The organism is Enterococcus devriesei, from assembly GCF_001885905.1.
Lineage (GTDB): Bacteria > Bacillota > Bacilli > Lactobacillales > Enterococcaceae > Enterococcus_A > Enterococcus_A devriesei.
Window position 1 is genome coordinate 41,711 of record NZ_JXKM01000012.1, and the last position, 25,161, is coordinate 66,871.

22 protein-coding genes are annotated in these 25,161 nt (G+C 41.5%); 6 read left to right on the top strand and 16 right to left on the bottom strand.

What is annotated here, in order from left to right:
- Nucleotides 1–372: 372 nt before the first annotated feature.
- The 12 genes from dnaB to dnaA form a co-directional block, all read right to left on the bottom strand.
- Nucleotides 373–1,734, bottom strand: coding sequence for a replicative DNA helicase (gene dnaB, locus RV00_RS13410; RefSeq protein WP_071863068.1), 1,362 nt, complete (start codon nucleotides 1,732–1,734; stop codon nucleotides 373–375).
- Nucleotides 1,735–1,860: 126 nt separating this feature from the next.
- The gene (rplI, locus tag RV00_RS13415) at nucleotides 1,861–2,313 is read right to left on the bottom strand and encodes a 50S ribosomal protein L9 (protein ID WP_071863069.1); all 453 of its coding nucleotides are present in this window, start codon (nucleotides 2,311–2,313) and stop codon (nucleotides 1,861–1,863) included.
- Complete coding sequence (locus tag RV00_RS13420) at nucleotides 2,310–4,274, bottom strand: DHH family phosphoesterase (protein WP_071863070.1); 1,965 nt, start codon at nucleotides 4,272–4,274, stop codon at nucleotides 2,310–2,312. Before RV00_RS13420 ends, rplI begins: the two co-directional genes overlap by 4 nt.
- A gap of 120 nt (nucleotides 4,275–4,394) precedes the next feature.
- Nucleotides 4,395–4,631 carry a 30S ribosomal protein S18 gene (gene rpsR, locus RV00_RS13425; RefSeq protein WP_071863071.1) on the bottom strand — a complete coding sequence of 79 codons (237 nt, stop codon included), beginning with the start codon at nucleotides 4,629–4,631 and terminating at the stop codon, nucleotides 4,395–4,397.
- A gap of 23 nt (nucleotides 4,632–4,654) precedes the next feature.
- The gene (gene ssb, locus RV00_RS13430; protein WP_071863072.1) at nucleotides 4,655–5,161 is read right to left on the bottom strand and encodes a single-stranded DNA-binding protein; all 507 of its coding nucleotides are present in this window, start codon (nucleotides 5,159–5,161) and stop codon (nucleotides 4,655–4,657) included.
- Nucleotides 5,162–5,205: 44 nt separating this feature from the next.
- Complete coding sequence (gene rpsF, locus RV00_RS13435; protein WP_067626613.1) at nucleotides 5,206–5,508, bottom strand: 30S ribosomal protein S6; 303 nt, start codon at nucleotides 5,506–5,508, stop codon at nucleotides 5,206–5,208.
- 182 nt (nucleotides 5,509–5,690) lie between these two features.
- On the bottom strand, nucleotides 5,691–8,216 hold the full coding sequence (gyrA, locus tag RV00_RS13440; protein ID WP_071863073.1) for a DNA gyrase subunit A: 2,526 nt from the start codon (nucleotides 8,214–8,216) through the stop codon (nucleotides 5,691–5,693).
- A gap of 241 nt (nucleotides 8,217–8,457) precedes the next feature.
- Nucleotides 8,458–10,407, bottom strand: a complete 1,950-nt coding sequence (gyrB, locus tag RV00_RS13445) for a DNA topoisomerase (ATP-hydrolyzing) subunit B (RefSeq protein ID WP_071863074.1) — start codon at nucleotides 10,405–10,407, stop codon at nucleotides 8,458–8,460.
- Nucleotides 10,408–11,526: a DNA replication/repair protein RecF gene (gene recF, locus RV00_RS13450; RefSeq protein WP_071863075.1), complete on the bottom strand. Its 1,119-nt coding sequence runs from the start codon at nucleotides 11,524–11,526 to the stop codon at nucleotides 10,408–10,410.
- On the bottom strand, nucleotides 11,513–11,755 hold the full coding sequence (yaaA, locus tag RV00_RS13455) for a S4 domain-containing protein YaaA (RefSeq protein WP_010747417.1): 243 nt from the start codon (nucleotides 11,753–11,755) through the stop codon (nucleotides 11,513–11,515). The genes recF and yaaA overlap by 14 nt, the downstream gene beginning before the upstream one ends.
- A 236-nt stretch (nucleotides 11,756–11,991) precedes the next feature.
- Nucleotides 11,992–13,122: a DNA polymerase III subunit beta gene (gene dnaN / locus RV00_RS13460; protein ID WP_071863076.1), complete on the bottom strand. Its 1,131-nt coding sequence runs from the start codon at nucleotides 13,120–13,122 to the stop codon at nucleotides 11,992–11,994.
- Between the two features lie 159 nt (nucleotides 13,123–13,281).
- Complete coding sequence (gene dnaA, locus RV00_RS13465; RefSeq protein WP_071863077.1) at nucleotides 13,282–14,607, bottom strand: chromosomal replication initiator protein DnaA; 1,326 nt, start codon at nucleotides 14,605–14,607, stop codon at nucleotides 13,282–13,284.
- Between the two features lie 506 nt (nucleotides 14,608–15,113).
- Here dnaA and rpmH point away from each other — a divergent pair.
- The 6 genes from rpmH (at nucleotide 15,114) to mnmG (ending at nucleotide 21,046) form a co-directional block, all read left to right on the top strand.
- Complete coding sequence (gene rpmH / locus RV00_RS13470; RefSeq protein ID WP_006703104.1) at nucleotides 15,114–15,248, top strand: 50S ribosomal protein L34; 135 nt, start codon at nucleotides 15,114–15,116, stop codon at nucleotides 15,246–15,248.
- A gap of 136 nt (nucleotides 15,249–15,384) precedes the next feature.
- Complete coding sequence (gene rnpA, locus RV00_RS13475) at nucleotides 15,385–15,720, top strand: ribonuclease P protein component (RefSeq protein WP_071863078.1); 336 nt, start codon at nucleotides 15,385–15,387, stop codon at nucleotides 15,718–15,720.
- 17 nt (nucleotides 15,721–15,737) lie between these two features.
- Nucleotides 15,738–16,559 (top strand): YidC/Oxa1 family membrane protein insertase, encoded by an 822-nt coding sequence (locus RV00_RS13480; protein ID WP_071863079.1) that lies wholly within the window; start codon nucleotides 15,738–15,740, stop codon nucleotides 16,557–16,559.
- Between the two features lie 13 nt (nucleotides 16,560–16,572).
- A complete protein-coding gene (gene jag / locus RV00_RS13485; RefSeq protein ID WP_071863080.1) occupies nucleotides 16,573–17,325 on the top strand; it encodes an RNA-binding cell elongation regulator Jag/EloR in 753 nt (250 codons plus the stop codon).
- A 392-nt stretch (nucleotides 17,326–17,717) separates the two neighbouring features.
- Nucleotides 17,718–19,115, top strand: a complete 1,398-nt coding sequence (mnmE, locus tag RV00_RS13490) for a tRNA uridine-5-carboxymethylaminomethyl(34) synthesis GTPase MnmE (RefSeq protein WP_071863081.1) — start codon at nucleotides 17,718–17,720, stop codon at nucleotides 19,113–19,115.
- A 35-nt stretch (nucleotides 19,116–19,150) separates the two neighbouring features.
- On the top strand, nucleotides 19,151–21,046 hold the full coding sequence (gene mnmG / locus RV00_RS13495; RefSeq protein ID WP_071863082.1) for a tRNA uridine-5-carboxymethylaminomethyl(34) synthesis enzyme MnmG: 1,896 nt from the start codon (nucleotides 19,151–19,153) through the stop codon (nucleotides 21,044–21,046).
- A 106-nt stretch (nucleotides 21,047–21,152) separates the two neighbouring features.
- Here the strand turns inward: mnmG and RV00_RS13500 are convergent, their stop codons facing one another.
- From RV00_RS13500 to RV00_RS13515, 4 genes are all read right to left on the bottom strand, one after another.
- The gene (locus RV00_RS13500; protein ID WP_071863083.1) at nucleotides 21,153–21,896 is read right to left on the bottom strand and encodes a TIM44-like domain-containing protein; all 744 of its coding nucleotides are present in this window, start codon (nucleotides 21,894–21,896) and stop codon (nucleotides 21,153–21,155) included.
- A gap of 309 nt (nucleotides 21,897–22,205) precedes the next feature.
- The gene (gene aroD, locus RV00_RS13505) at nucleotides 22,206–22,958 is read right to left on the bottom strand and encodes a type I 3-dehydroquinate dehydratase (protein WP_071863084.1); all 753 of its coding nucleotides are present in this window, start codon (nucleotides 22,956–22,958) and stop codon (nucleotides 22,206–22,208) included.
- Nucleotides 22,959–22,993: 35 nt separating this feature from the next.
- The gene (locus RV00_RS13510; RefSeq protein ID WP_071863085.1) at nucleotides 22,994–24,232 is read right to left on the bottom strand and encodes an MFS transporter; all 1,239 of its coding nucleotides are present in this window, start codon (nucleotides 24,230–24,232) and stop codon (nucleotides 22,994–22,996) included.
- Nucleotides 24,233–24,244: 12 nt separating this feature from the next.
- On the bottom strand, nucleotides 24,245–25,123 hold the full coding sequence (locus RV00_RS13515; RefSeq protein WP_071863086.1) for a shikimate dehydrogenase: 879 nt from the start codon (nucleotides 25,121–25,123) through the stop codon (nucleotides 24,245–24,247).
- Nucleotides 25,124–25,161 lie beyond the last annotated feature (38 nt).

Consider the following 25,161-nt stretch of genomic DNA (forward strand, 5'->3'; position numbering starts at 1 on the left):
CCTGAACCATTGTAACAAGAATAGCGCAATCTTTCAATGAAAATTCGAATATTAGAATTGAATGATTCTAAAAAACGGCTAAATCACGAACATTATTTTTAAAAGCAAGAAAAATTCCCGCTAACTCAAGACAAGAGAAAGCCTACACGAGCTCGCTCAGCTTTTTGCCAGTTTTTCTGCTCGCTTTATTGAGATTAGAAAAAAGGTAGGCGTAACGACAATCAGAATCATTTTTTGTTTTTGGAAAAATGATTCCCTAATTAGGAGTCAGCTGAGCAATCAGGCTAACCCCTTATACTCCTGTAAAGATAAAAAAACTCCGCCAGTTTTTACTAGCGGAGAATGCTTTTCATTTATAACAAAAGACTAACATTAAAATTCTGCTCTTGGTGACAGTGACGAGAATTTATTGTATTCCTTAATAAAGAGTAATTCTACCGTTCCTCGTGCACCGCTCCGGTTTTTCTCAATGATCACTTCGATGACATTCCGATTAGCAACTGAATCTTCCTCTTCTTCACCTTCCCGCTCGTAATAATCATCACGATATAAAAAGGCTACGATGTCAGCATCTTGTTCAATTGACCCTGATTCCCGGATGTCACTTAGAACCGGACGTTTGTCCTGACGTTGCTCTACGCCACGAGAAAGCTGTGACAATGCAATGATCGGTACTTTTAATTCTTTTGCTAATTTTTTTAACTGTCGTGAAATCTCCGAAACCTCTTGTTGTCGATTTTCGCGACCAGTTCCTTCAATTAGTTGCAGATAGTCGATCAGGATCAATCCTAGATTGCCCTTTTCTTTCGCTAGTTTATGACATTTTGCCCGAATCTCAGAAATCTTGATCCCCGGTGTGTCATCAATAAAAATATTGGCTCGCGACAAGCTCCCCATCGCAACGATCAAGTTTTGCCATTCTTCTTCTGAAAGTTGACCGGTTCGCAAATGACTCGCCTCAATCGATCCTTCCGCGCAAAGCATCCGGTTAACAAGGGATTCCGCTCCCATTTCCAAACTGAAGATCGCCACGGATTTATCGGTTTTAGTCCCAACATTTTGCGCAATATTTAACGCAAACGCCGTCTTACCTACGGCTGGACGAGCTGCTAGGATGATCAATTCTTCCGATTGCAGTCCTGCGGTCATTTTATCAAGTGCCGCATAACCGGTCGGCAACCCGGTGATTTCCTCATCGTTGCGGGCTAATTGATCGATATTTTCGATCGCCGTATTCAAGACCTCACTGATGGTCAAAAAACCGCTCTTATTGCGTCTTTCGGAGACTTCCATAATATTACGCTCAGCAGTGTCTAAGATCGTCTGAACGTCGTCTCCTTGCTCGAAACCTTCTGTTACGATGTTGGTAGCTGTTTGAATCAGATTTCGTAACAGTGACTTCTCTTCCACGATCTTCGCGTAGTAACCGACATTAGCCGCGGTGGGAACACTTAAAGCCAATTCGGATAGGTAACTTAATCCGCCGGCATCTTCTAATTGATTCTGTTGTTCCAATAATTCTTTGACCGTGATCACATCAATGGCTTCATTGCGGTCATTTAACTGAATCATTCCGCGAAAAATCAGCTGATGGCCGCGGCGATAAAAATCTTCTGGAACTATGTACTCCATGGCCGTAATCAAAGCATCAGTCTCCAAAAAAATAGAGCCTAAAGTCGCTTGTTCGGCTTCAATGCTTTGGGGTGGCACACGATCTTGTAACATTTCGCTCATGTTTGTTTACGCTCCTCTACGTCCATCTATTTTACAGAATCTAACGCCTAAATACAACAAAGAGTATGAGGGATTCTCTGAAATTCAGGAATACTCATACTCTTTAGTATTTACTCAGCTAATGGATTATTCTTCCACCACGTGGACCTTAATGATTCCTTCAACTTCTGGATGAAGTTTGACAGGGACTTTCGTATAGCCTAACGTGCGGATTGGATTTTCCAATTCGATTTTGCGTTTATCTAGTTTCAAATCAAATTGTTTCTTCAAGCCTTCAGCAATTTGTTTTGACGGGATCGAACCGAATAAACGGCCGTCTTCGCCACCTTTGGCTTTGATTTCAACGACGGTTGTTTCTTTTGCTAAAAAGTCAGCTAGCTCTTTGGCTTCGGCTAAGACTTCAGCTGCTTTTTTATCTTGAGCTTTCTTCTGTCCACTTAACTCAGAAATACTGCTTTTATTTGCTTCCTTCGCCAAGTTATTTTTCAATAAATAATTTTGTGCATAGCCTGTTGGGACTTCTTTGATATCGCCCTTTTTCCCTTTACCTTTAACGTCTTGCAAAAAAATTACTTTCATTCTTCTGTCCCCTCCGTTAATTGCTTATTAATAGCCTCTAGCAGTTGCTCTTTTGCCTGAGCGATCGTACTATCGGATAACTGTGTCGCCGCATTGGTAAAATGACCGCCGCCGCCTAACATTTCCATCACTACTTGGACATTAATCGTCCCAGAGCTCCGTGCACTGATAGCGATGACTCCATCCGTTCGCTTAATGATAACAAACGCTGCGTTGATGTCCGCCATCGATAAAAGGGTATCCGCCGTTTTCGCTGCGGTGACACTGTCATATTCTTGGCTATCTGTACCTGTAGCGACCACGATATCGTCTCTTACATATTCACTTTCACCCACTAGCTTACTAATTTCTAAATAGGATTGAATATCGGTACTCAATAAATATTGTACTAAAGAAGCATCCGCTCCACAAGTCTTTAAATAACTAGCGACATCAAATGTTCGAGCAGTCGTTCGGACGGCGAAATTCTTCGTATCGACGGTGATCCCAGCAAGTAGCAAAGTGGCCTCCATCTTACTCATCCGCTGTCCTTCATTACTTTCAAACTGAATCAGTTCCGTCACTAGTTCAGAAGCTGAAGAAGCCGATGATTCAATATAGGTCAGCAAAGAATTTCCAGGAAACTCTTCTCCTCTACGATGATGATCAATAATCACGATATTCTCAAACTGTTCATACAAATCTTGGTCAATCGATAAAGACGGTCGATGATAGTCCACCATTACTAACAGATCACCTGGTTTTCGCGATCTTTTAGCAGCATCCGGAGCGATCAATAGTTCTTCTAGTTCACCATTTCCATGAATCTCTTCTAAACAGCGTTCCACATCCGGAATGGTTTCCTCTTCGTTAATCACGATACGTACTTTTTTATCATGGTAACGAGCGAGACAAGCCACCCCAAACGCTGAACCAATCGCGTCCATATCCGGAAAACGATGTCCCATCACAAAAACATTGCCCGTTTGATTAAATACGTTTTTCAAGGCCGTTGACATCGCTCGTGAGCGTACTCTTGTCCGTTTTGCGGCACTGGCTGAATTGCCTCCATAAAAGACTGGCTTTTGGTCTTCCGCAGCATTTTTTACCACCACTTGATCGCCGCCGCGAACCAAAGCGATATCTAAATTATTCTGAGCCTCGTCACCGATTACTTCCAGCGACTCTGTTCCATAGCTGATTCCCATGCTGACAGTAATCAACATATCTTGCTTTTCGGCAGACACTCGAATATGTTCCAATAAATCAAAATTATTTTCGATCATTTTTTCTAAATCATCATACCGTGCAAAAATGAAAAAGCGCTCGGCATTTACGCGTTTGTAGAAAATTCGATAGGAATCCATCCAATCAGAAATGATCGTTGTAATAAATGAATTCAAATTTGAAATTTCTTTATCATCTCGACGATCAATCACATCATCATAATTATCGACTGACAGGATTCCAACAACCGCTTGTTGCTGCTTCTCTTTGTTTTCTAGTGCATATTCCTTCGTAATATCAATTAAATAGACGACCCGTTTTTCCTTATCTAACTCAAAATGATAGAGAATATCATCTATTTTATAAATACTTTTACCTTTTTCCGCTCGCTGCAATAATTCATTTACCATATCTTGTTGATCTGCTTGTGACAAATGCTGCACCTTTTCCGTGATTGCAGGATTCATCCAAGTAAAGTTTTGCGACTCATCCCAAGCAATGATTCCTACGGGCATATCAACAGAAACATAATCCATTGCTTCTTGTGCTTTGCTTGAAGCGTACTGGATTTTTTGTTGATTGGTTAATTCAATCCGATTACGTAAGGCAATGGTATAAATCCATAGTAACAGATCGATTATTATAACAATTGCCGCTGTCAAAACAGTAAAGGGCAGTAAAAAAATGGCCGTTAATTGAATTAACAGTAAACAGAATAATAAAAAGGACCACTTTAAACGAGGATTCTTTTTCATCTTCGGCCTCCTAACAGTGTAATTTTATCACAAACTCTTTTAGCAGGCGACTTTATTGAATGTTTCACGTGAAACAAAAAAAGAGACTCCAAAAATTTGAAGTCTCTTGTGATAATTTGATTATGCTTCTTCTGATACGAAGGCTAATAACCCCATGATACGAGCGCGTTTAATAGCAATCGTTAATTTACGTTGGTTTTTAGCACTTGTTCCAGTTACACGACGAGGTAAAATTTTACCACGTTCGCTAATGAAACGTTTTAATAATTCGATATTTTTGTAATCGATGTATTCGATATGATTAGCAGCAATATAGTCTACTTTACGACGTTTGCGACCTCTTCTTTGTTGTGCCATTCCGTTTCCCTCCTATTCAATTGTTAGAATGGTAAATCATCATCTGAAATGTCGATTGAGGACCCACTAAATGGATCTGAATCTCGATCGAAGTCAGGCATAGTGTTCTTAGCTGACTGAGAGGATTGATTACTATTGTTGTTAAAATTATTCCCTCCGCCTTGGAAACTATCATTAGAACTTGGGTTCTGTTGACGTTGTTCATTAGCAGAACGAGATTCCAATAATTGGAAGTTCTCAGCAACAACTTCTGTCACATAGACACGTTGCCCTTGCTGATTTTCATAATTTCTGGTTTGGATACGGCCAGTCACACCTAAAAGAGTTCCTTTGCGCGCATAATTAGCTAAAGTTTCAGCCGATTTCCGCCAAATCACACAATTGATAAAGTCTGCTTCGCGATTTCCGCTTTGATTCGTAAAATTACGATTCACAGCCAAAGTAAACGTTGCAACACCTGTCCCATTTGCAGTATAACGTAAATCAGGATCCTTTGTTAAACGACCAACTAGTACAACATTATTAATCAAAGTAAAGCCAGCTCCCTTCTCGTCAATTGTTTCACGTGAAACAATTATTCTTCAATCTTAACGATCATGTGACGAATAATATCGTCATTGATTTTTGCAAGACGATCGAATTCGTTAACTGCAGCAGCTGTTGTTGGTGCAGTTGCATTGACGATATGGTAGATACCTTCACGGAATCCGTTCATTTCGTACGCGAAACGGCGTTTTTCCCAATCTTTTGAATCGATAATTTCAGCGCCATTATCTTTCAAGATTGTATCGAAACGTTCTACTAAAGCAGTTTTTGCTTCTTCATCAATGTTCGGACGAATGATGTATGTGATTTCATACTTCGTGTTTTGACTCATTGATTTTCACCTCCCTATGGACTATAAGGCTCTTAAATTTTTTAAGAGCAAGGAGAGCGATCTAAAAATATATAGACTACTCACAAATATTCATTATACATAATCGTCTTACAAAAATCAAATGTTTCTTTTCTATAAGTTACGAAAAAAGGCTGGGATTTCTCCCAGCCTTTCAAATATTCTTATTCTTCCGTATCATTCGGTGTTTCTTCAAGTACTTCTTGGCTCTCAGGAGCTTCGACTTCCTCTTCTTTTTCAACAATTGCCATCGTCGCAACTTTCGTATTGTCTTCCATCTTCATCAGACGGACACCTAAGGTTGCACGACCGGTTTGTGAAACACTATCTACGTTGAAACGAATAATGACACCACGATTGGTCACTAAAAGAATATCTTCATCGCCATTGACTGTTGTTAAACCAGCTAACGGACCATTCTTTTCTTTAACGTTCGCTGTCTTGATTCCTTTACCGCCACGACCTTTAATTGGATATTCAGCAGCTTTTGTCCGCTTTCCGTAGCCTTTTTCGGTAATTACTAAGACTTCTTGGTCTTCTTTCAGAACGGCTGAACCAATCACATAGTCTTCATCGCGTAGACGAATTCCCCGTACACCGCTGGCCGTGCGGCCCATATCACGAACCGCTTGTTCTTTAAACGTTGCAGAATAACCATCGTGCGTACCGATAATGATCGTTTCATCGCCTTCTGTCGACATGACGTTGACTAATTCATCGCCTTCACGTAAACCGATAGCGATCAAACCATTGGCCCGAATGTTTGAAAAGGCCGTCACAGTCGTCCGTTTTACCGTTCCATTTTTCGTTACGAAGAATAGGAAATGACCATCTTCGGCTTGCCCATTGACTGAGATCACCGCTTGAATTGTTTCGTTAGAATCGATTCCTAGCAAGTTAATGATCGGAATCCCTTTAGCTGTCCGTCCATATTCTGGAACTTCATAGCCCTTCGCCCGGTATACGCGACCACTGTTAGTAAAGAACAGGAGTGTGTCATGGGTAGAACAGGAGATCAGCGTTTTCACAAAATCATCATCATGAATGCCCATTCCTTGAACACCGCGGCCTCCACGACGTTGTGCACGGAACTCGCTTGAAGCAAGACGTTTGATGTAGCCATTGTTAGTCAACGTGATAACAACGTCTTCCTCTTCGATCAAGTCTTCATCTTCCAAGCTCAAGACTTCGCCGACGAGTAATTCTGTGCGGCGATTATCGCCAAACTTAGTAGCCACTTCCGCTAATTCTGTGCGGATGATTTCCACCACACGCTCAGGACGCGCTAGAATGTCGTCTAAGTCGTTAATCGTCTTTAATAGCTCTTGGTATTCATTTTCGATTTTCTCGCGTTCTAAGCCTGTTAAACGGCGTAAACGCATATCCAAGATTGCTTGGGCTTGTCGATCCGATAATTCAAACCGTTCAATCAAAGTAGCCTTAGCAATATCGTCTGAAGCTGAACTACGAATCGTCGCAATAATTTCATCAATATGGTCTAACGCAATTCGTAACCCTTCTAGAATATGTGCCCGTGCTTCCGCTTTTTTCTTATCAAAGATCGTCCGACGAGTAATGACGATTTTTTGATGTTCGATGTAGTTTTCCAAGATTTGTTTTAAATTTAAAATCCGTGGAACGCCTTTTTCAATTGCTAGCATGTTGAAACTGAAAGAGGTTTGCAGTGAAGTCAGCTTGTATAAATTGTTCAAGATGACCGACGCACTCATATCTCGACGAACTTCAATCACAATCCGCATACCTTCACGTGACGTTTCATCCCGTAAATCTGTGATTCCTTCAATCCGTTTGTCTCGGTGTAATTCCGAAATACGTTCGATCAATTTCGCTTTATTGACCATATATGGCAATTCCGAAACGAGGATCCGTTCCTTGCCATTTTTTTGTTCCTCAATCTCAACTTTCGCCCGTACAGTGATCGAGCCCTTACCTGTTTCATAAGCCCGGCGAATACCGGATTTCCCCATCACTAAGCCGCCTGTTGGAAAATCTGGTCCAGGAATGACTTCCATCAACTCCTGAGTTGTTGCGTCAGGATTTTCCATCAACAATTCGATTCCGGCTGATACTTCTCGCAAGTTATGAGGTGGGATATTGGTTGCCATTCCGACTGCGATCCCCGTTGCCCCATTCACTAATAAGTTAGGAAAACGAGCTGGTAAAACTTCCGGTTCTTGCTCACTATCATCATAGTTGCCTTGGAAATCAACGGTATCTTTATTGATATCTCGTAGCATTTCCATAGCAATCTTGCTTAGACGTGCTTCGGTATAACGCATCGCCGCTGCTCCGTCACCATCGACAGAACCAAAGTTTCCGTGTCCATCCACTAACATATTACGGTAGCTGAAGCTTTGGGCCATCCGGACCATTGATTCATAAATCGCACTGTCACCGTGGGGATGGTATTTACCCATAACATCCCCGACGATCCGCGCTGATTTCTTATGTGCTTTATCTGGTGTTACACCTAATTCATTCATCCCATACAGTATCCGACGGTGAACAGGTTTCAGCCCGTCCCGGACATCGGGAAGCGCCCGTGCTACGATAACGCTCATTGCATAATCAATGAAAGATTCACGCATTTCACTGGTTAGATTGACGTCATGTATGTTCTCTCTTCGATCTTCCAAATTGATCCTCCTAGCTCGTATTAAGGTACTCATTTTTCTTAAATCGAAAAATGAAGCTTGTTCTCACCACGTATATCATTCCGCTAAAGTGGGATTTCCTAGTTAGTTTTAAATCCCTGCTTACTTCTCCTCGGTATACACTGGAAAAAGCGGAACTGACATCCTAGCTCGTATTAAGGTATTCATTTTTCTTAAATCGAAAAATGAAGCTTGTTCTCATCACTTATCTCGTTTCTCTAAACACGTAAACGTGTAGGAGAAGCCGATAGCCTCACTAAATATCTAAGTTTTTAACGTAATGGGCATTTTCTTCGATAAATGCTCGGCGTGGTTCTACACGATCCCCCATCAACATTTCAAATACTTGATCGGCTTCGATCGCATCTTCCACACTGACCCGTAGCATCAAGCGATTTTCTGGGTCCATCGTTGTTTCCCACAACTGATGATCATCCATTTCCCCTAGCCCTTTGTAACGTTGGACATTGGGTTTTGGTGACGCTGGAAGTTCGGACATTTTTTGAGCTAGTTCTTCTTCCGCTTTTTTCCCAGGTTGAACGTAAGTGATGTTTTTCCCTTGCTTGATCCCATACAATGGTGGTTGTGCAATATAAACATAGCCAGCTTCCACAATTGGACGCATGTAACGATAGAATAGCGTTAATAATAATGTCCGAATATGAGCACCATCGACATCGGCATCGGTCATAATAACTAATTTATGGTAGCGTGCTTTTGAGACATCAAAATCAGCCCCAAAACCAGTCCCCATCGCAGTAAACAATGAACGGATTTCTTCATTGGCTAAGATTTTATCCATTGAAGCTTTTTCCACATTCAAGATTTTCCCACGTATCGGTAAAATCGCTTGGAATTCCCGGTTACGTCCTTGTTTAGCAGAACCACCGGCAGAGTCTCCTTCGACGATAAACAATTCGCATCGTTCAGGATCATTGCTTGAACAATCGGCTAATTTACCAGGTAGATTGCTGATTTCTAGCGCGCCTTTACGACGAGTCACTTCACGAGCTCTTTTAGCGGCTAAACGAGCTTTCGCTGCTAGCATCCCTTTTTCAACAATTCGACGTCCCACAGAAGGATTTTCCATCAAAAATTTGTTGAAATTTTCTGAGAATAGACGATCTGTAACAGTACGAACTTCGGAATTTCCTAATTTCGTTTTTGTTTGTCCTTCAAATTGCGGTTCCGGATGCTTGATGGAGATAACAGCTGTCAAGCCTTCACGAACATCCTCACCTGAAAGATTTTCATCGTTGTCTTTCATGATTTTTTGCTTACGGGCATAATCATTGATTACCCGAGTTAATGCGGTTTTAAATCCGAATTCATGGGTTCCGCCTTCATACGTATGAATATTATTGGCGAAACTCAAGATATTGGTATGATATCCATCCGTATATTGCATCGCTACTTCTACGGTAATGTCTTGCTGTTCACCCTCCACATAAACGGGATCATCAAAAATGACCGCTTTATTGTGGTTCAAATGTTCAACATAACTTTTAATCCCGCCTTCATAGTGATACTCACGCAGAACCGTTTTTTCCTCACGTTTGTCTTCAATCGAAATTTTTAAGCCACGATTCAAGAAAGCTAATTCCCGGACACGAGTAGCCAATTTATCAAAGTTAAACACCGTTGATTCGGTGAAAATCTCAGGGTCTGGAATAAAATGAACGGTCGTCCCATGTTGCTCAGTTTCGCCGATCACTTTCAGATCATCGACAACCGCGCCGCGACGATATTCTTGGAAATAGACTTTACCATTTTTGAAAACCCGAACATCTAAACTTAGTGACAACGCATTTACTACGGAAGCCCCTACACCGTGAAGTCCGCCGGATACCTTATAGCCGCCGCCGCCAAATTTTCCTCCCGCATGTAGAATCGTATAAACGGTTTCCAAAGCCGGACGACCTGTTTTTGCTTGGATATCGACAGGAATTCCACGACCGTCATCGCTGACTGTGATGCTGTTATCTTCTTCGATCACCACATGGATATGTTTCGCGAATCCTGCTAAAGCCTCATCGATCGAATTATCCACGATTTCCCACACTAAGTGGTGTAATCCTTCTGTACTGGTGGAGCCGATATACATCCCAGGACGTTTCCGAACGGCTTCTAGCCCTTCTAGTACCTGAATCTGACTAGCATCGTACTCTTGAGCCCGTTCTAGTAAACTCTTTTCCTCTTCTGTCATCTATGTCTCTTTCCTTTCTATCTGCCCTTGTTGGACGTAAAAAATATCCGGATGGACCGTCATTTTGCCCTTGACGTGATTTAAAGTGGTCGTAGTTAAAAAAGTCTGCACTTTATTTTCAATCGTCTCTAATAAATGGATCTGACGACTATCATCTAGTTCGCTCATGACATCATCTAAAAGTAAGATCGGATATTCTCCTGTTTCTTCTTTCATTAAATCAATCTCTGCTAATTTGACACTTAAAGCAGTCGTTCGTTGCTGGCCTTGCGACCCATAGGTCTGAACATTCTGTTGATTGACCATAAAGATCAAATCATCTCGATGAGGCCCTAAAAAGGTATTACCCTTGAAGATTTCCCGTTTACGGTTTTTTATTAATTCATTCATAAATACGGTTCGAATCGCTTCAACAGCTTCACTCTCTAAAGGAATGCTGGCGTCATATTGAATCGCCAGCGTCTCTTTTTGATTCGTAATCTTACTATGGAGATCGTTCGACCAATATTCTAGTTTTTTAATGAACTGCAAACGATTAGCCAATACCTTGCTGCCAAAATCAACTAGCTGTTCCGTCAAAATATCCAGATAAATTTCATCGGTTTGTTTCTTTTCAGACAGCTGCTTCAAATAAAGGTTACGCTGCTTCAAGGTCTGCTGATATTGTGCCAAATCGTAAAGATAAACGGGATTGATCTGACCTAACTCCATATCAATAAAGCGGCGGCGCATTTGTGGGCTACCCTTGACTAAGGAAAGATCTTCTGGCGCAAATAAAATGACGTTCAGCTGGCCAATGTAGCTGCTTAACTTCTTTTGTTCGATGTGATTGACTTTCGATTTTCGACCTTTTTTAGTCAACAGCAGCTCCAGCTCTAATTCGCTAGTTCCCCGTTCGATCCGCCCTTTGATCTGAGCAAAATCTTCGTGCCAGCCGATCAATTCTTGTTCACTGCTGGTTCGATGACTGCGGGTCAAAGCCAAAACGTAGATGCTTTCTAAGAGATTGGTCTTGCCTTGTGCATTCTCCCCTAGAAAAATATTCAATCGGTTTGGAAAAGCTAGTGAAAGCTCGGAATAGTTGCGATAATTTCTCAACTCAAGCTTATTCAGCCGCATCTTGTTCTTCCTTATTTTTGACCATAAAAAAAGTTCCTACCTCAGGAATCTCAATCATCATTCCCGGATAGAGCTTTCGGCCGCGGCGATTTTCCAGCTCGCCATCTACAAATACAGTTTCCTCCGCCAAGAACCATTTGGCCTGTCCTCCGCTAGAGATCAAATTGATCTCTTTTAATAACTGGCCTAGCGTCATAAACTCTGTTTCCAAAAAAATTTTTTGTTTCACATTCATCCCTCATTTTCATTCCAGAAACACCTCTTCATTATACCCTTTTTAAAGGAAGAAAACAAATGAACTCGTTGTATTTTTCGATTTAAGAAGTTCTGAGGCATTTTAATTAATTTACTCAAAAAAAAGTAAAAGGTCTTAAAATCGATTTTAAGACCTTTTACTTGAATTCTGTTTGTTTACACAATTGTTTCATATTTTTCAAAAAATCTGTGAAACTCTTGAAAAAACACTTAGTTTGTCCGAACTGGAGTGATTAATTGAATAAAGGATACGTCCCCTTCGCTAGGCTCCAACGTAAATGGACGGATCGCTGAAATAAATTGGATCTTGATGCTCATATCTCCAAAAGCCCGCAATGCGTCTTTCATATAATCAGGATTAAAGGAAATCTCTAATGGGTCCCCGCTAACTTGTTCGTAAACCAATTCTTCTTCCACTTTCCCGATTTCAGGCGAGTTGCCGTAAAGGATGACCGAGTTATCCGCAATTGCTAGTCGAACGATATTGTTTCTTCCTTCATGAGAAAGTAAAGAAGCCCGTTCGATCGCTGCTAAGAAAGTTGGCACAGAAAAGGTCAGTTCTGTATTGAAGCTTGATGGGATCAAGCGATTGGTATCCGGATAGTTGCCTTCTAGTAAACGAGAATAGAAATACATCGTTGGTGTTTTAAACAATACTTGGTTTTCCATGATGCTGATTTCAACTTCCGCTTCTTCATCTGATAACGAACGCGACAATTCAACTAAGCTTTTACCTGGAATTACAATATCAAAATCATTATTCGAATTTTCAATTGGAACGACCCGTTGGCTCAGACGATGAGAGTCTGTTGCCACTGCTAATAGCTGACCGTTAGACATCGTAAAATGAACACCAGTCAAAATGGGGCGACTTTCATGTTGAGAAACTGAAAAGACCGTTTCGCCAATTAATTTTGTCAACATGTGGACAGGTAATTTTAATTGGTTTTGTTCTTCGACAACCGGTAGATGTGGATAATTATCGGCGTCTAATCCATTAACCGTAAAATGAGCAGCGCCTGAAGTAATCAAGACTTGATGATTTTCCTGAACTTCTAACGTAAAGGTATTTTCCGGTAAACGGCGAATGATTTCGCTAAAGAAACGTGCTTGTAAAACAATCGTTCCTGTCTGATTGATTTGTAACTCAGCTTTTTCATCATCTGCAGCTAAAAAAGTTTCAATTGAGATATCCGCATTACTACCGGTCAAGTTTAATCCTTCTTGATTTAATTCGATTTTTACCCCAGTTAAGATTGGGATTGTCGTTTTCGTTGAAATAGCTCGTTGAACAGTTTGTAATTCTTGAATGAAGCGGGAACGATTAATCGTAAATTTCATAATGAAACTCCTTTTTATTTATTTAAGTTATATAAGTAATAAAAGTAGTAGGGCCTGTTGATCATGTGGAAAAAAAGAATAAAAGCTTGCTGCAAAAGGTTTTCCACTTGTGGATAAGGTGTGGATAAAACGACTCTTTTAGTTTAGGATTTCCACATGCTAACCTAACAGCAGATTTTTGATCTCAGCAATTTCTTGTTGTGTGCTGCTATCATTTTTCATTAATTGCCTGATTTTTTCGTGTGCGTGGATGACGGTTGTATGGTCTTTACCACCAAATTCAGCACCAATCTTAGGTAAAGAGCTTTCAGTCATTTCACGAGCTAAATACATGGCGATTTGACGTGGGACAACGATTGCTTTGACTCGTTTCTTCCCTTTTAGATCCTTGACTTGAATGTGATAAAACTTAGCGACTTCATCTTGGATCTTGCTGATAGATAATTGTGTATTGCTAGTGCCTTTTAGACTTTTCAAGGCATCTGCTGCGATACTGGTTGTAATATCAGCGTTATTCATCGTAGCGAAAGCTTGCACTCTGACTAGTGCACCTTCTAATTCGCGGATATTTGAATCAATCTGGCCGGCAATATAACTTAAGGTGTCGTCTGGGATCTCCAGTTTTTCAGCTTGCGCTTTTTTCCGTAAAATCGCCGTTCTAGTCTCAAGATCGGGTGGTGTAATATCGACAGATAAGCCCCAAGCAAAGCGAGAAACCAACCGTTCCTGCAGTTTAGGAATTTCATTTGGCAGACGGTCACTAGTTAAGACAATTTGTTTATTCTCATTATATAAGTTTTCAAAAGTATGGAAAAATTCTTCCTGAGTTGCTTCTTTGTCAGCAAAAAATTGAATATCGTCGACTAATAAAAGATCAACCTTACGGTATTCTTGGCGAAATTCTTCCGAGGTTTTATTTTTAATGGAATTAATAAAATCATTTGCAAAGGTCTCGCTAGAAACGTATTTGACTTTTGCTTGCGGATTGATTGCCAACATTTGATGGCCGATCGCGTGCATCAAATGGGTCTTCCCTAAACCAACGCCTCCATAAAAGAAGAGTGGATTATAAATGGAACCGGGTTCTTCAGCAACAACTAGCGCGGCAGCATGAGCCATCTGGTTTCCCTTCCCAATAACGAAGGTATCAAATGTATATTTGGGATTCAGTAAGGCCCGCTTGGTTAACTCTATTTTTGGTGGTTCTTCTTTTTCCACAATACTAACTGGTGGAGCCTCATCAGGTGTAACGAAGAGCGGCATGATTTCGTCGCCGGTTAATTTGAAGCCGATCTCGACGATTTTGGCAGCTAGATGTTTTTCCCAATAGTTTTTATGCAAATCACTGGTAACTTCGATGGTTAGTTGATTATTTGTCAATGTTAAGGGCTTAGCACTGCCTACCCAAGCATCATAACTGGCAGGATTGAGGTCATGCTTGTAGCTGTCCTTCAATTCCTGCCAGAAAGTGTCCAATGAGGTCAAATAATTCGCCTCCTATATTAATAAAATTCAGATAGACATACTTTATCATTTTTTCGGAGAGTTTTCCACAGCCGAGGATCAAATAAGAAAAATTTTATCGTTTTCCACAATATGTATAAAAATACAAAAAGGTTCTCCACTAACAGGAAAAAAATTATGCACAGCGAGGTGACAGATTGTGGAATTTTTGTTTTTTCCACGACTACATGCACAAGTACTGTAAAAAATGAAGGCAGATAGGTGTAGGGAGAAAGTGCTTTTTCCACATAACTTATCCACCATGTGGAAAACTTTTCCAAAAGGAATATTTTTGGGGAAAAACGACAGAAAAGAGAATGAATAAGTTTTTTGCCGAAAAAAGGTTATGCACATCTTGAAGAAGTTTATCCCCAAAAATTGTGGATAAGCTTTTTTCTTTTTTTCATTTCATGATTGACAAACTAGGGGTGGAGTCGTTATAATATTCGGGTATGTCTATGTAATGTAAGTAATGGAGGTGTATTTAAATGAAAAGAACTTATCAACCAAATAAACGTAAACGTCAAAAAGTTCATGGATTCCGTAAACGCATGAGCACTAAAAACGGCCGTCGCGTATTAGCAAGCCGTCGTCGTAAAGGAAGAAAAGTACTTGCTGCTTAAGCCACTGCCGGTCAGTGGTTTTTTTTGTGTCCGAAAATAGCCGATGCAGGAATTTTTCTTCTAATAAGGATGATTCCTTAATTTGAAATATGGTATTATTGTCAAGTATAGATTTAAAAGAAACGAAGGAAGCTAGATGCAGAAAAAATATCGGGTCAAAAAAGAACGAGAATTTCAAAAAGTGTTTCAAGAAGGTGCTTCTTTTGCGAATCGAAAATTCGTAGTCTACCGTCTAGAGCCTTCTGGTCAAAAACATTTTCGAGTAGGCATATCGGTTGGGAAAAAAGTCGGGAACGCCGTCGAGCGAAATCAAGTAAAACGCCACATTCGCGCAGTTTTGCAAGAATTAAAAACGGAGTTGCCACCCATCGATTTTATCGTGATCGCACGGCCTACTACGAAAGCTTTACCTCATGCTGAAATGCGTTCGAATCTTATACACGTTCTGAAGTTAGCAAAAATAATAAGTTAGGAAGGAAACAGATGTAAGTGAAGAAATATAAAAAAATAGTATTGATGACAGGACTACTAAGTCTGGTCTTCTTGTTGTCGGCTTGTGGAACAGGTCAAATTGATGCTCATAGTACAGGTTTTTGGGATCGCTACATTGTTTTTTACTTTGGTGAAGCGATTAAAGGATTATCCTTTGGGAATGTCGGAATCGGGATCATCTTATTTACCATCATTATTCGGGTCATCCTAATGCCGTTGATGCACTTCCAAACGAAAAGTATGCGGAAGACGCAAGAGTTGCAGCCGCAAATAAAGGCATTGCAACAAAAATACGCGACTCGTGACCAAGAAACGCAACAAAAGCTGCAAGCGGAAACGAAAAAATTGTATGCCGCAAATAATGTGAACCCTTACGCCGGCTGTCTGCCGCTGTTGGTTCAAATGCCCGTCATGATGGCCTTGTACCAAGCGATCTTACGAATTCCAGAATTACGCCAAGGTCATTTTATGTGGTTGAACTTGAGTCAATCCGATCCTTACTTTATTTTACCGATCTTAGCGGCGTTCTTTACTTTTGCAAGTACGTATTTATCAAGTATGAGCCAATTAGAATCGAATGCTTCAATGAAGATTATGAACTTTGCGATGCCTGTGATGATTTTCGTCATGGCCTTGAATCTGGCTAGTGGATTATCTTTATACTGGGTAGTCTCAAATGCCTTCCAAGTCGTTCAAACATTGTTAATCAATAATCCTTTCAAGATTCGCCGTGAGCGGGAAGATGCCGCACGACAAATTCGAGATCGTGAACGAGCACTTGAAAAAGCGAAAAGTCCGAAGAAAAAACGTAAAAAATAAGGAGGTTTAAAAAATGCCTGTTTATGAAGGTCCAACGATTGACGAAGCGATCGCACAAGGCTTGCAAGCCTTAGGATTAAAAAAGGAAGAAGTTGAGATCGAGATTTTGACCGATGCCAAAAAAGGTTTTCTTGGCATGGGGAAAAAGGATGCCCGCGTCTCCATTGAACCGACTGTCGCTGAAGAAATCACCGAAGCGGTAGTAGACACAGTCGATGAGCTAGTGGAAGAACCGGTTGAAGTAGCGCCGGAACCGGTTAGTAAACCAACCGAAGCTGCGAGTCAGCTAGTCGAACTAGACGAAGACGCAGCAGTCAAGGAATTGGCGCTCTATCTAACAAATATCACGAATGAGATGGGTGTACCGGCCTTAGTGAAGATTCAACATGAAGCGAACGGCTTGATCGTGATGAACTTAGAAACGAGCAAGCAAGGAATGTTGATCGGCAAGCACGGTAAGATTTTAAACGCGTTGCAATATTTGGCGCAAGTTTTTCTTCATCGCGTGGCGAAGGAAAAATTATCCGTCGTCGTAAATGTTGGCAATTATCGTCAAAAACGTGAAGAAGTTTTGGTTCGCTTAGCTCAGCGTACGGCTGAAAAAGTGAAAGAAACCGGTCGTCCGGTTTTCTTAGAACCAATGCCGGCCTTTGAACGAAAAATGATCCATTCAGCATTGAGTAAAGATGATTACATCAAAACGCATTCTGAAGGAGAAGATCCATATCGCTATTTAGTCGTTGAACCGGCTAAAAAATATTTCTAAAAAGAAGACGAGAGGCCGTGACAGAAGTGGCTTCTGGAACATCGTTTATTCATGAAAAGGAGGTGTGACTGCGTGCAGTCACACCTCCTTTTTTCTTGTTTATAAAGAAAGTATAAAATTTTCAAACGAATAAATCGCTTTACAGCAGGTATATCTATATCGGGCTTCACGAACTAGCTTTATCGGCAATAAGCCAAACGATTTCGCGAAAACCTTTCTTAATCAAAACTTGATAAAGGAGACAATTTCAGCAGGAAAACTTGAATTGTCCCGAAAAATATGCTAATCTAGCAACAGAATTTTGTAGAAAAGCAGTCAAAGTGCTCATCTACTCCTTTTACTAAGGGGTGGAGTAGGCACTTTTTTTATGTTCTAAATTAGGAGGAAACAAAGTGGCAGAGATCACCTTAGAATTTGATACGATCGCAGCGATTTCCACACCGCCGGGAGAAGGTGCGATCAGCATTGTCCGTTTAAGCGGCGATCAAGCGGTGGCCATCGCAGACAGCGTCTATCGCAGCGGGAAAAAATGTTTACTAGATGTGCCAACGCATACGATCCATTACGGACACATCGTCGATCCTGCTGATCAGCAGGTCGTTGATGAAGTGATGGTTAGTGTGATGCGGGCTCCCAAGACCTTTACGCGAGAAGATATCGTTGAAATCAATTGTCATGGCGGCATCGTCGTCGTCAATCAACTACTACAATTAATTTTACGTTCGGGTGCACGTCTGGCTGAACCTGGGGAATTTACTAAGCGGGCCTTTTTAAATGGTCGGGTAGATTTGTCCCAAGCGGAAGCAGTGATGGACTTGATCCGCGCGAAAACTGACCGGGCGATGAATGTCGCAATCAACCAATTAGATGGGAATCTATCCCACTTGATCCGTCAATTACGGCAAGAAATTTTAGAGACATTGGCTCAAGTGGAAGTAAATATCGACTACCCAGAATACGATGATGTAGAAGAACTGACAACGCAATTATTACTAGAAAAAGCACAGCAAGTCGGTCAACAAATCGATGCGCTATTATTGAATGCCAAGCAAGGGAAAATTTTACGAGAAGGTCTGAGCACGGCAATTATTGGTCGTCCTAACGTAGGTAAGTCCAGCTTGTTGAATTATCTGCTACATGAAGAAAAAGCGATCGTCACAGAGATTGCCGGAACAACTCGTGATGTGATTGAAGAATATGTGAATGTCCGAGGCGTGCCGTTGAAATTAATCGATACGGCAGGCATCCGTGAGACAGACGATGTCGTTGAACGGATCGGGGTTGAACGCAGCCGCAAAGCACTAGGTGAAGCAGATTTGATCTTGTTAGTCTTGAATCAAAGTGAAGCTCTGACCGCCGAAGATAAAGGGTTGTTAGAAGCAACGAAAGGGTTGAAGCGGATCATTCTGCTAAATAAGACGGATCTTCCGCAACAATTATCTTTAGCCGAATTAGGCGAGTATATGGAAAATGAAACGGTCTTTTCGATTTCTGTTTTAGAAAAAAATGGCTTAGATCAATTAGAAGAAGCGATTGCGACCCTGTTTTTCGGTGGTCAAACCGGTGAAAAAGACGCGACCTATGTGTCGAATACGCGTCATATCGCTTTGTTGGAAAAAGCTGGTCAATCCTTAGGTGAGGTTCGCAATGGGATCATGGCAGGCATGCCAGTTGATTTGGTTCAGATCGACATGAATCGCTGCTGGGATTATTTAGGCGAAATCGTCGGTGACAGTGTGCAGGATGAGCTGATCACACAATTGTTCAGTCAGTTTTGTTTAGGAAAATAAGGATGCAGACTATTAATAAATAAAGGAGCAATTCCATGGAATATCAAGCAGGAAATTATGATGTGATCGTTGTCGGCGCCGGCCATGCTGGTTCAGAAGCCGCTTTAGCCGCTGCACGAATGGGGCAGAAGACCCTATTGATCACGATCAATTTAGATATGGTGGCATTCATGCCATGTAACCCATCGATCGGTGGTCCCGCCAAAGGAGTAGTCGTGCGTGAAATCGATGCACTGGGCGGCGAGATGGGTCGCAATATCGATAAGACCTATATTCAAATGCGGATGCTGAATACCGGTAAAGGTCCCGCGGTTCGAGCATTGCGGGCCCAAGCTGATAAACACGCTTATGCGGAAGAAATGAAGCACACGATTGAAAAAGAAGAAAATCTAACCTTGAAGCAAGGAGTCGTGGATCGTTTAATTGTTGAAGAAGGCATCTGTAAAGGGGTCGTTACGTCAACCGGAGCGGCTTATTCAGCCCAAGCGGTGATTATTACAGCTGGAACGGCTTTGCGTGGGGAAATTATCATTGGTGAATTAAAATATTCCTCAGGTCCTAATAACTCGCAGCCATCCATTAAGCTGGCGGATCATTTGCAAAAGCTAGGCCTAGAGATCCATCGTTTTAAAACCGGAACACCGCCGCGAGTAAAATCAGGCTCGATTGATTACAGCAAGACGGAAATCCAACCTGGCGATGAAAAGCCGAACCATTTTAGCTATCAAACCCCTGACAGCAGCTATTTGCAAGAGCAAATCCCTTGCTGGTTAACCTATACAAACTTGAAGAGTCATCAAATTATTCAGAACAATTTGCATCGTGCGCCGATGTTTACTGGGATCGTTGATGGGGTAGGGGCTCGTTATTGCCCATCGATTGAAGATAAGATCGTTCGTTTTGCCGATAAGGAACGTCATCAATTATTCCTAGAACCAGAAGGTCGTCACACAGAAGAAGTCTATGTCCAAGGCTTATCGACTTCATTGCCGGAAGATGTTCAAAATGAGGTTTTACATTCTATTGAAGGGTTAGAAAACGCTGAAATGATGCGGACTGGCTATGCAATCGAGTATGATATGGTAGCGCCACATCAATTACGCCCAACACTGGAAACAAAGGTGATTGAAAATCTTTATACCGCTGGACAAACTAACGGCACGAGCGGCTATGAAGAAGCAGCTGGACAAGGGTTGATGGCCGGGATCAATGCCGCCTTAAAAATTCAAGGCAAAGAACCCTTTATCATGAAGCGCAGCGATGGCTATATTGGTGTCATGATCGATGACTTAGTAACGAAAGGAACCAACGAACCCTATCGTTTATTAACTTCACGAGCAGAATACCGGTTGATTTTACGTCACGATAATGCCGATCTGCGCTTAACAGAGATTGGGCATGCGATTGGTTTAGTCGCAGAGGAAGACTATCAAGCTTACTTAGTCAAAAAGGCCCATATCGAGGCGGAGATGGCTCGTTTGCAATCGATCCGGATAAAACCTCATGAAGAAGTTCAAAGCTTCCTACGAGCTAAAAACAGCGCAGAATTGAAGGACGGTGTTTTAGCCAATGATTTCTTGAAGCGTCCAGAAATTTCATACCAAGAATTATTGCAATTCATTCCGGTCAATGATGAATTAACGGAAAAAGAAATCGAGCAGGTAGAAATCCAAATCAAGTATGAAGGCTATATCAAAAAAGCGATGGAAAAAGTAGAAAAATTGAAACGGATGGAAGCCAAACGTATTCCAGAACGGATCAATTACGAGGCGATCAATGGACTAGCCACTGAAGCCAAGCAAAAACTACAAAAAATCCAACCCGAAACGATCGCCCAAGCGAGCCGGATCAGCGGCGTGAATCCCGCAGACATCAGTATCTTGATGGTTTATGTGGAACAAGGGAAGATCGCGAAGGTAGCAGCAGAATAAATTGATACTATCAAGAGGTTGTGCCAGCAGTGTTCAACTTCAAGAACACCGTTTATTTATAGAAAGAACCTGTGACAAGATTTTTGTCACAGGTTCTTTGTGCATTTTAGCTTAAAGAAATAGGTTGGATGTAATCAGCTTTCCAGCACTGATCTGAATCATCATAATCAAAATACCACGTTTGTAAAAAAGCTTGTTTCTGACTAGTACTGCCAGCAAGAATTCTACCAGTAGCTAATTCTTCTTCGTAATCTAAGCAAGTAAAGTAAATCTGGACTGAAAAACTATTTGGATTGATCAAGCGATAGTTTGAAAGTTCTTGAAGCTGTGTTTTTTCAGTTCGGTTAGCAAAACCCTTTTCCCGTTGTTCATTCAAAATTGCCAAATGCGTTTGGTAGAGTTTTTCAGTATAAAACTTTTTCGCAGCCTCTAAAGACGACTGATTCCAAGCATTTTGGATCGTTAAAAAGGCCATTTCGACTTCTTGCAGTAAATGCTGTTTCTTTTGGTTGTTACCGGGAATGGCAGCCAAAAAATCTTGACGGGCGGCGACATTCGATTGATGGACACGAATTTTTTTTCGTAAGATTGAAAATCCGGCGACACCAACAAAAAATAAACCAGAAACTAAGGAGCCAAGAGGTGAACGTGTCCCTCCATAGTAGTGAGGGGTATAAGTCCCCAATGTTCCACCACGGCTTCCAGAGTAACTACGCAAACCACCACCGCTGCGACTACTTGAGTGTACAGATCGGCCGCCAGAATGACCGCCGGCGGTAGCTTGGGAAACGCTTGGAGAAACAGTTAAAAATAAGAAAAAAGCTAAAATAAAAATAACTATTATTTTCATAAATCGCTCCTAAATTAAAGTTTGTTTGATTATAACGATAAATCTTAGTAGAAGCGATGATTACTATTAAAAATGATAGTTTTTTAAGCAGATAAAAGAGTGTTTTTAATTTATATCATCTTGCTTACGTGAAAGGAAGAAAATCTTTGTTTCATGTGAAACAATTTATTGAGGATAGTGTTTTGTGTATCAAAGCGAGTCTATAGAAGCTTTTTGAGTGAATTTAAATAACTAAATCATATTTTTTTAGATAACGAAAAAACAAGCGCTTAGCAAGCACTTGTTTTTAGAAAAAATAGTTTTAATTAATCAGATCGCCAACGTCTTCAGGATTTTTCTTAGTTCATTAACAGGGACCTGACCCGGCGCCGAAGCGGTTCCGGCAGAGCCAAAGGTTGCGGCAGAACCAAAGACTTGACCAGAGACGCGACTGACCATCCCTAGCGCCCCCATCGACATGGTAATTAGTGGCCGATCGGCATAAGTTTCAGACATCTCGCGGGTCGCATCCAGTAACGTTAGAACATCTGCGGAGGATTGAGGCATCACGGCGATTTTACAAATATCCGCGCCTTTTTCCTGCATCGCTCTTAGGCGTGTAATGATTTCTTCTTTCGCGGGTGTTTTGTCAAAATCATGGTTGCACATGACGACTTTGATCCCTTTTTGCTGAGCCGCCTCCATTGTTTGAGCGACCAGTACTTCCGGCATAAATAATTCTAAATCCAGTAAATCGGCTTTTCCTTCTGCAATCACCGTCTGATAAAGTTCGAAATACTTTTCATCGCTTAACGGCAGTACGCCACCTTCTTGGTGTGTTCGGAAGGTGATAAGTAAAGGTTTATTCAACGCGATTTTCAGCTGATGAGATAGTTCGGCAACGATTTCAGGTTTTTCTACCTTTTCAAAGAAATCAATCCGCCATTCCACGATGTCGCAGTCTAATTGGCTGATTTGAGCGGCTGTTGCCAGTAACGCTTCTTCTGTCCGATCAACCATTGGTACGATGATCTTCGGATCTCCTTCACCAATCACAAGCTGATCGATTGTCACTTTTTTCATGTTCTTTCCTCCTGCTTCACACAAATAAATTCAGTTTAGCTTTTTGCTTGCGTTTCTGTTAACTGTAAAGAACTTTTTTCTTCTTTATCTCCTGATAAATCGACTGTGCTGCGATAGCGAATAAAGATAATCACCGCTAACACAAAACCGATTCCAGCGATAATCGTATCAAAGAACATGATACCACGAACATTCGTCTTGGCAATTGCAGCTGCAGCGATCGGGATCAAGAAAGAGGCGATACTACCAAAGGTATAGAAAATACCTGTGATCGTTCCTTTACCAGCAGGGAACATCTCGCCCATAACGGTCAAACCCAGCTGCATCACTCCGCCAGCCGCGAAGAACCCGACTAAGCCTGCGCCGATCATCATGACGGTCGGTGATGGGAACAGCCACATGATTGTGATCGTTACAAATGAAATGAAGGTATAAAGGGTGACCAAGTAAATTGGGCGAACTCTCGTCGCTAACGCTGCCGTTACAGCGACACAAATCAAAGAACCGGTGGAGTAGTAGGAGATCAATAAATTGGCGTTGTCGGCGGACATATTGGCAACTTGCTCGCCATAGACTCCGATAAATTGAGAGATCAAATAGAACGTTGCTTGCGAAATAAATCCGTAGATGATAAAGCAAACCCCTTCAATGGCGATTTTTGGCTGACGCTTGAATTTGACCGCTTGGATCTCAGGTTGTTGATTTTCTTTGGCATCTTGGTCTGGGAAAGGTCGTCTCAATAAGAAGAGCCCATTTAAAATAAAGACGATCACCGGAATAACAAAAGACCAACCAAACCACATGTTGCTCGTATTGATAACTTTTAACATAATCGGTAAAGCAAATTGGCCGATTTGGACAAAGGCTTTGATCAAGACATTCGCGGTACCGGCTTTTTTAGGAAAAGATTCCATCAATGCCGGATAGGTTCCTGAATCTAAGAATGAATTAGAGATTCCGGCAATCACCGCGAAAACCATGGCCATATTGACACTTTGACTATATAAGATCCCGAAGAAGTACAAAGAATACGTAACGATACCTAAATAGATAAAGGGTTTTCGACCAAATTTATCGGATAAACGGCCAGAGATCATGATTGCAATCAAACGCCCGATCCCTAACATCGAGATTACTTTCGCAACCCCCATCAAATCGGTATTCCATTGTCCCATTAAGGCCTTTTGATTTTGCGAGATGATGATAACGCCCATCCCGTGAATAATATAGTTGATATAGAGCCCGATCGCTGTCGGCAAGTATTTATTTTTCATTTTATCCTCCGCCTATTCGTCAAATAGCAATTCTTTGATATAAGTGACCGGCATCTCTTCATCTGTAAAGCATTTGAAAGCTGCGGCTCCTTGATAAAGCATCATACCTAGGCCGTTAATTGCTTTTTTTGCACCGTGTTCTTTCGCAAAGCGCAACAGTTTCGTTTCCCGAGGAGCATAAACAACATCAAAAACGACTAGATCTGAACGAATCATTTCTGGATCATTGATCAAGCTGACATCTTCTAACGGTTTCATCCCCACACCGGTTGCATCGATGTAGATACTGCTTTCTTTAATAGAGGTTTTAAAGGCTGCTTGGTCGGCTAGATCGGTTAAGGTTGCGGTACAATCCGTATGGGCATTGATTTTTTTGACGGTTTCTGCGGCATTTTCAAAAACGTCATCATTCACATTGAAGATACGTACTTCCTTTGCGCCATCAAAGGCCGCCTGGATCGCAATGGCTGTCCCTGCGCCACCCGCTCCGGTCATGGTGATGATTTGATCTTTTACGGACACGCCTTCATCGGTTAAGGCAGCCATTGCTCCGATGCCATCGGTATTGTAACCGACTAGATGGCCTTTGCCATCTTTATTGGTTACGGTATTCACGGCACCAATCAATTCAGCCTCAGGGGAGATCTCATCTAGGTAAGGGATGATCGCTTGCTTATTTGGCATAGAGACATTAGAACCGCGAATACCTAGCGCGCGGATGCCTTCCACCGCTTCTTTCAAGGTGGAGTTATCCACCTCGAAGGCTAAGTAAGCGTAATCCAGCCCTAGTTTGGCAAAGGCCTCGTTATGCATGGTTGGGGACATACTGTGGCGAATCGGTTTTGCAATCAAGCTGATTAATAAGGTGTGTCCAGTCAATCTTTCTGTCATTGTTCAATTCCTCGCTTATTTTATAGTTTATTTTGTGA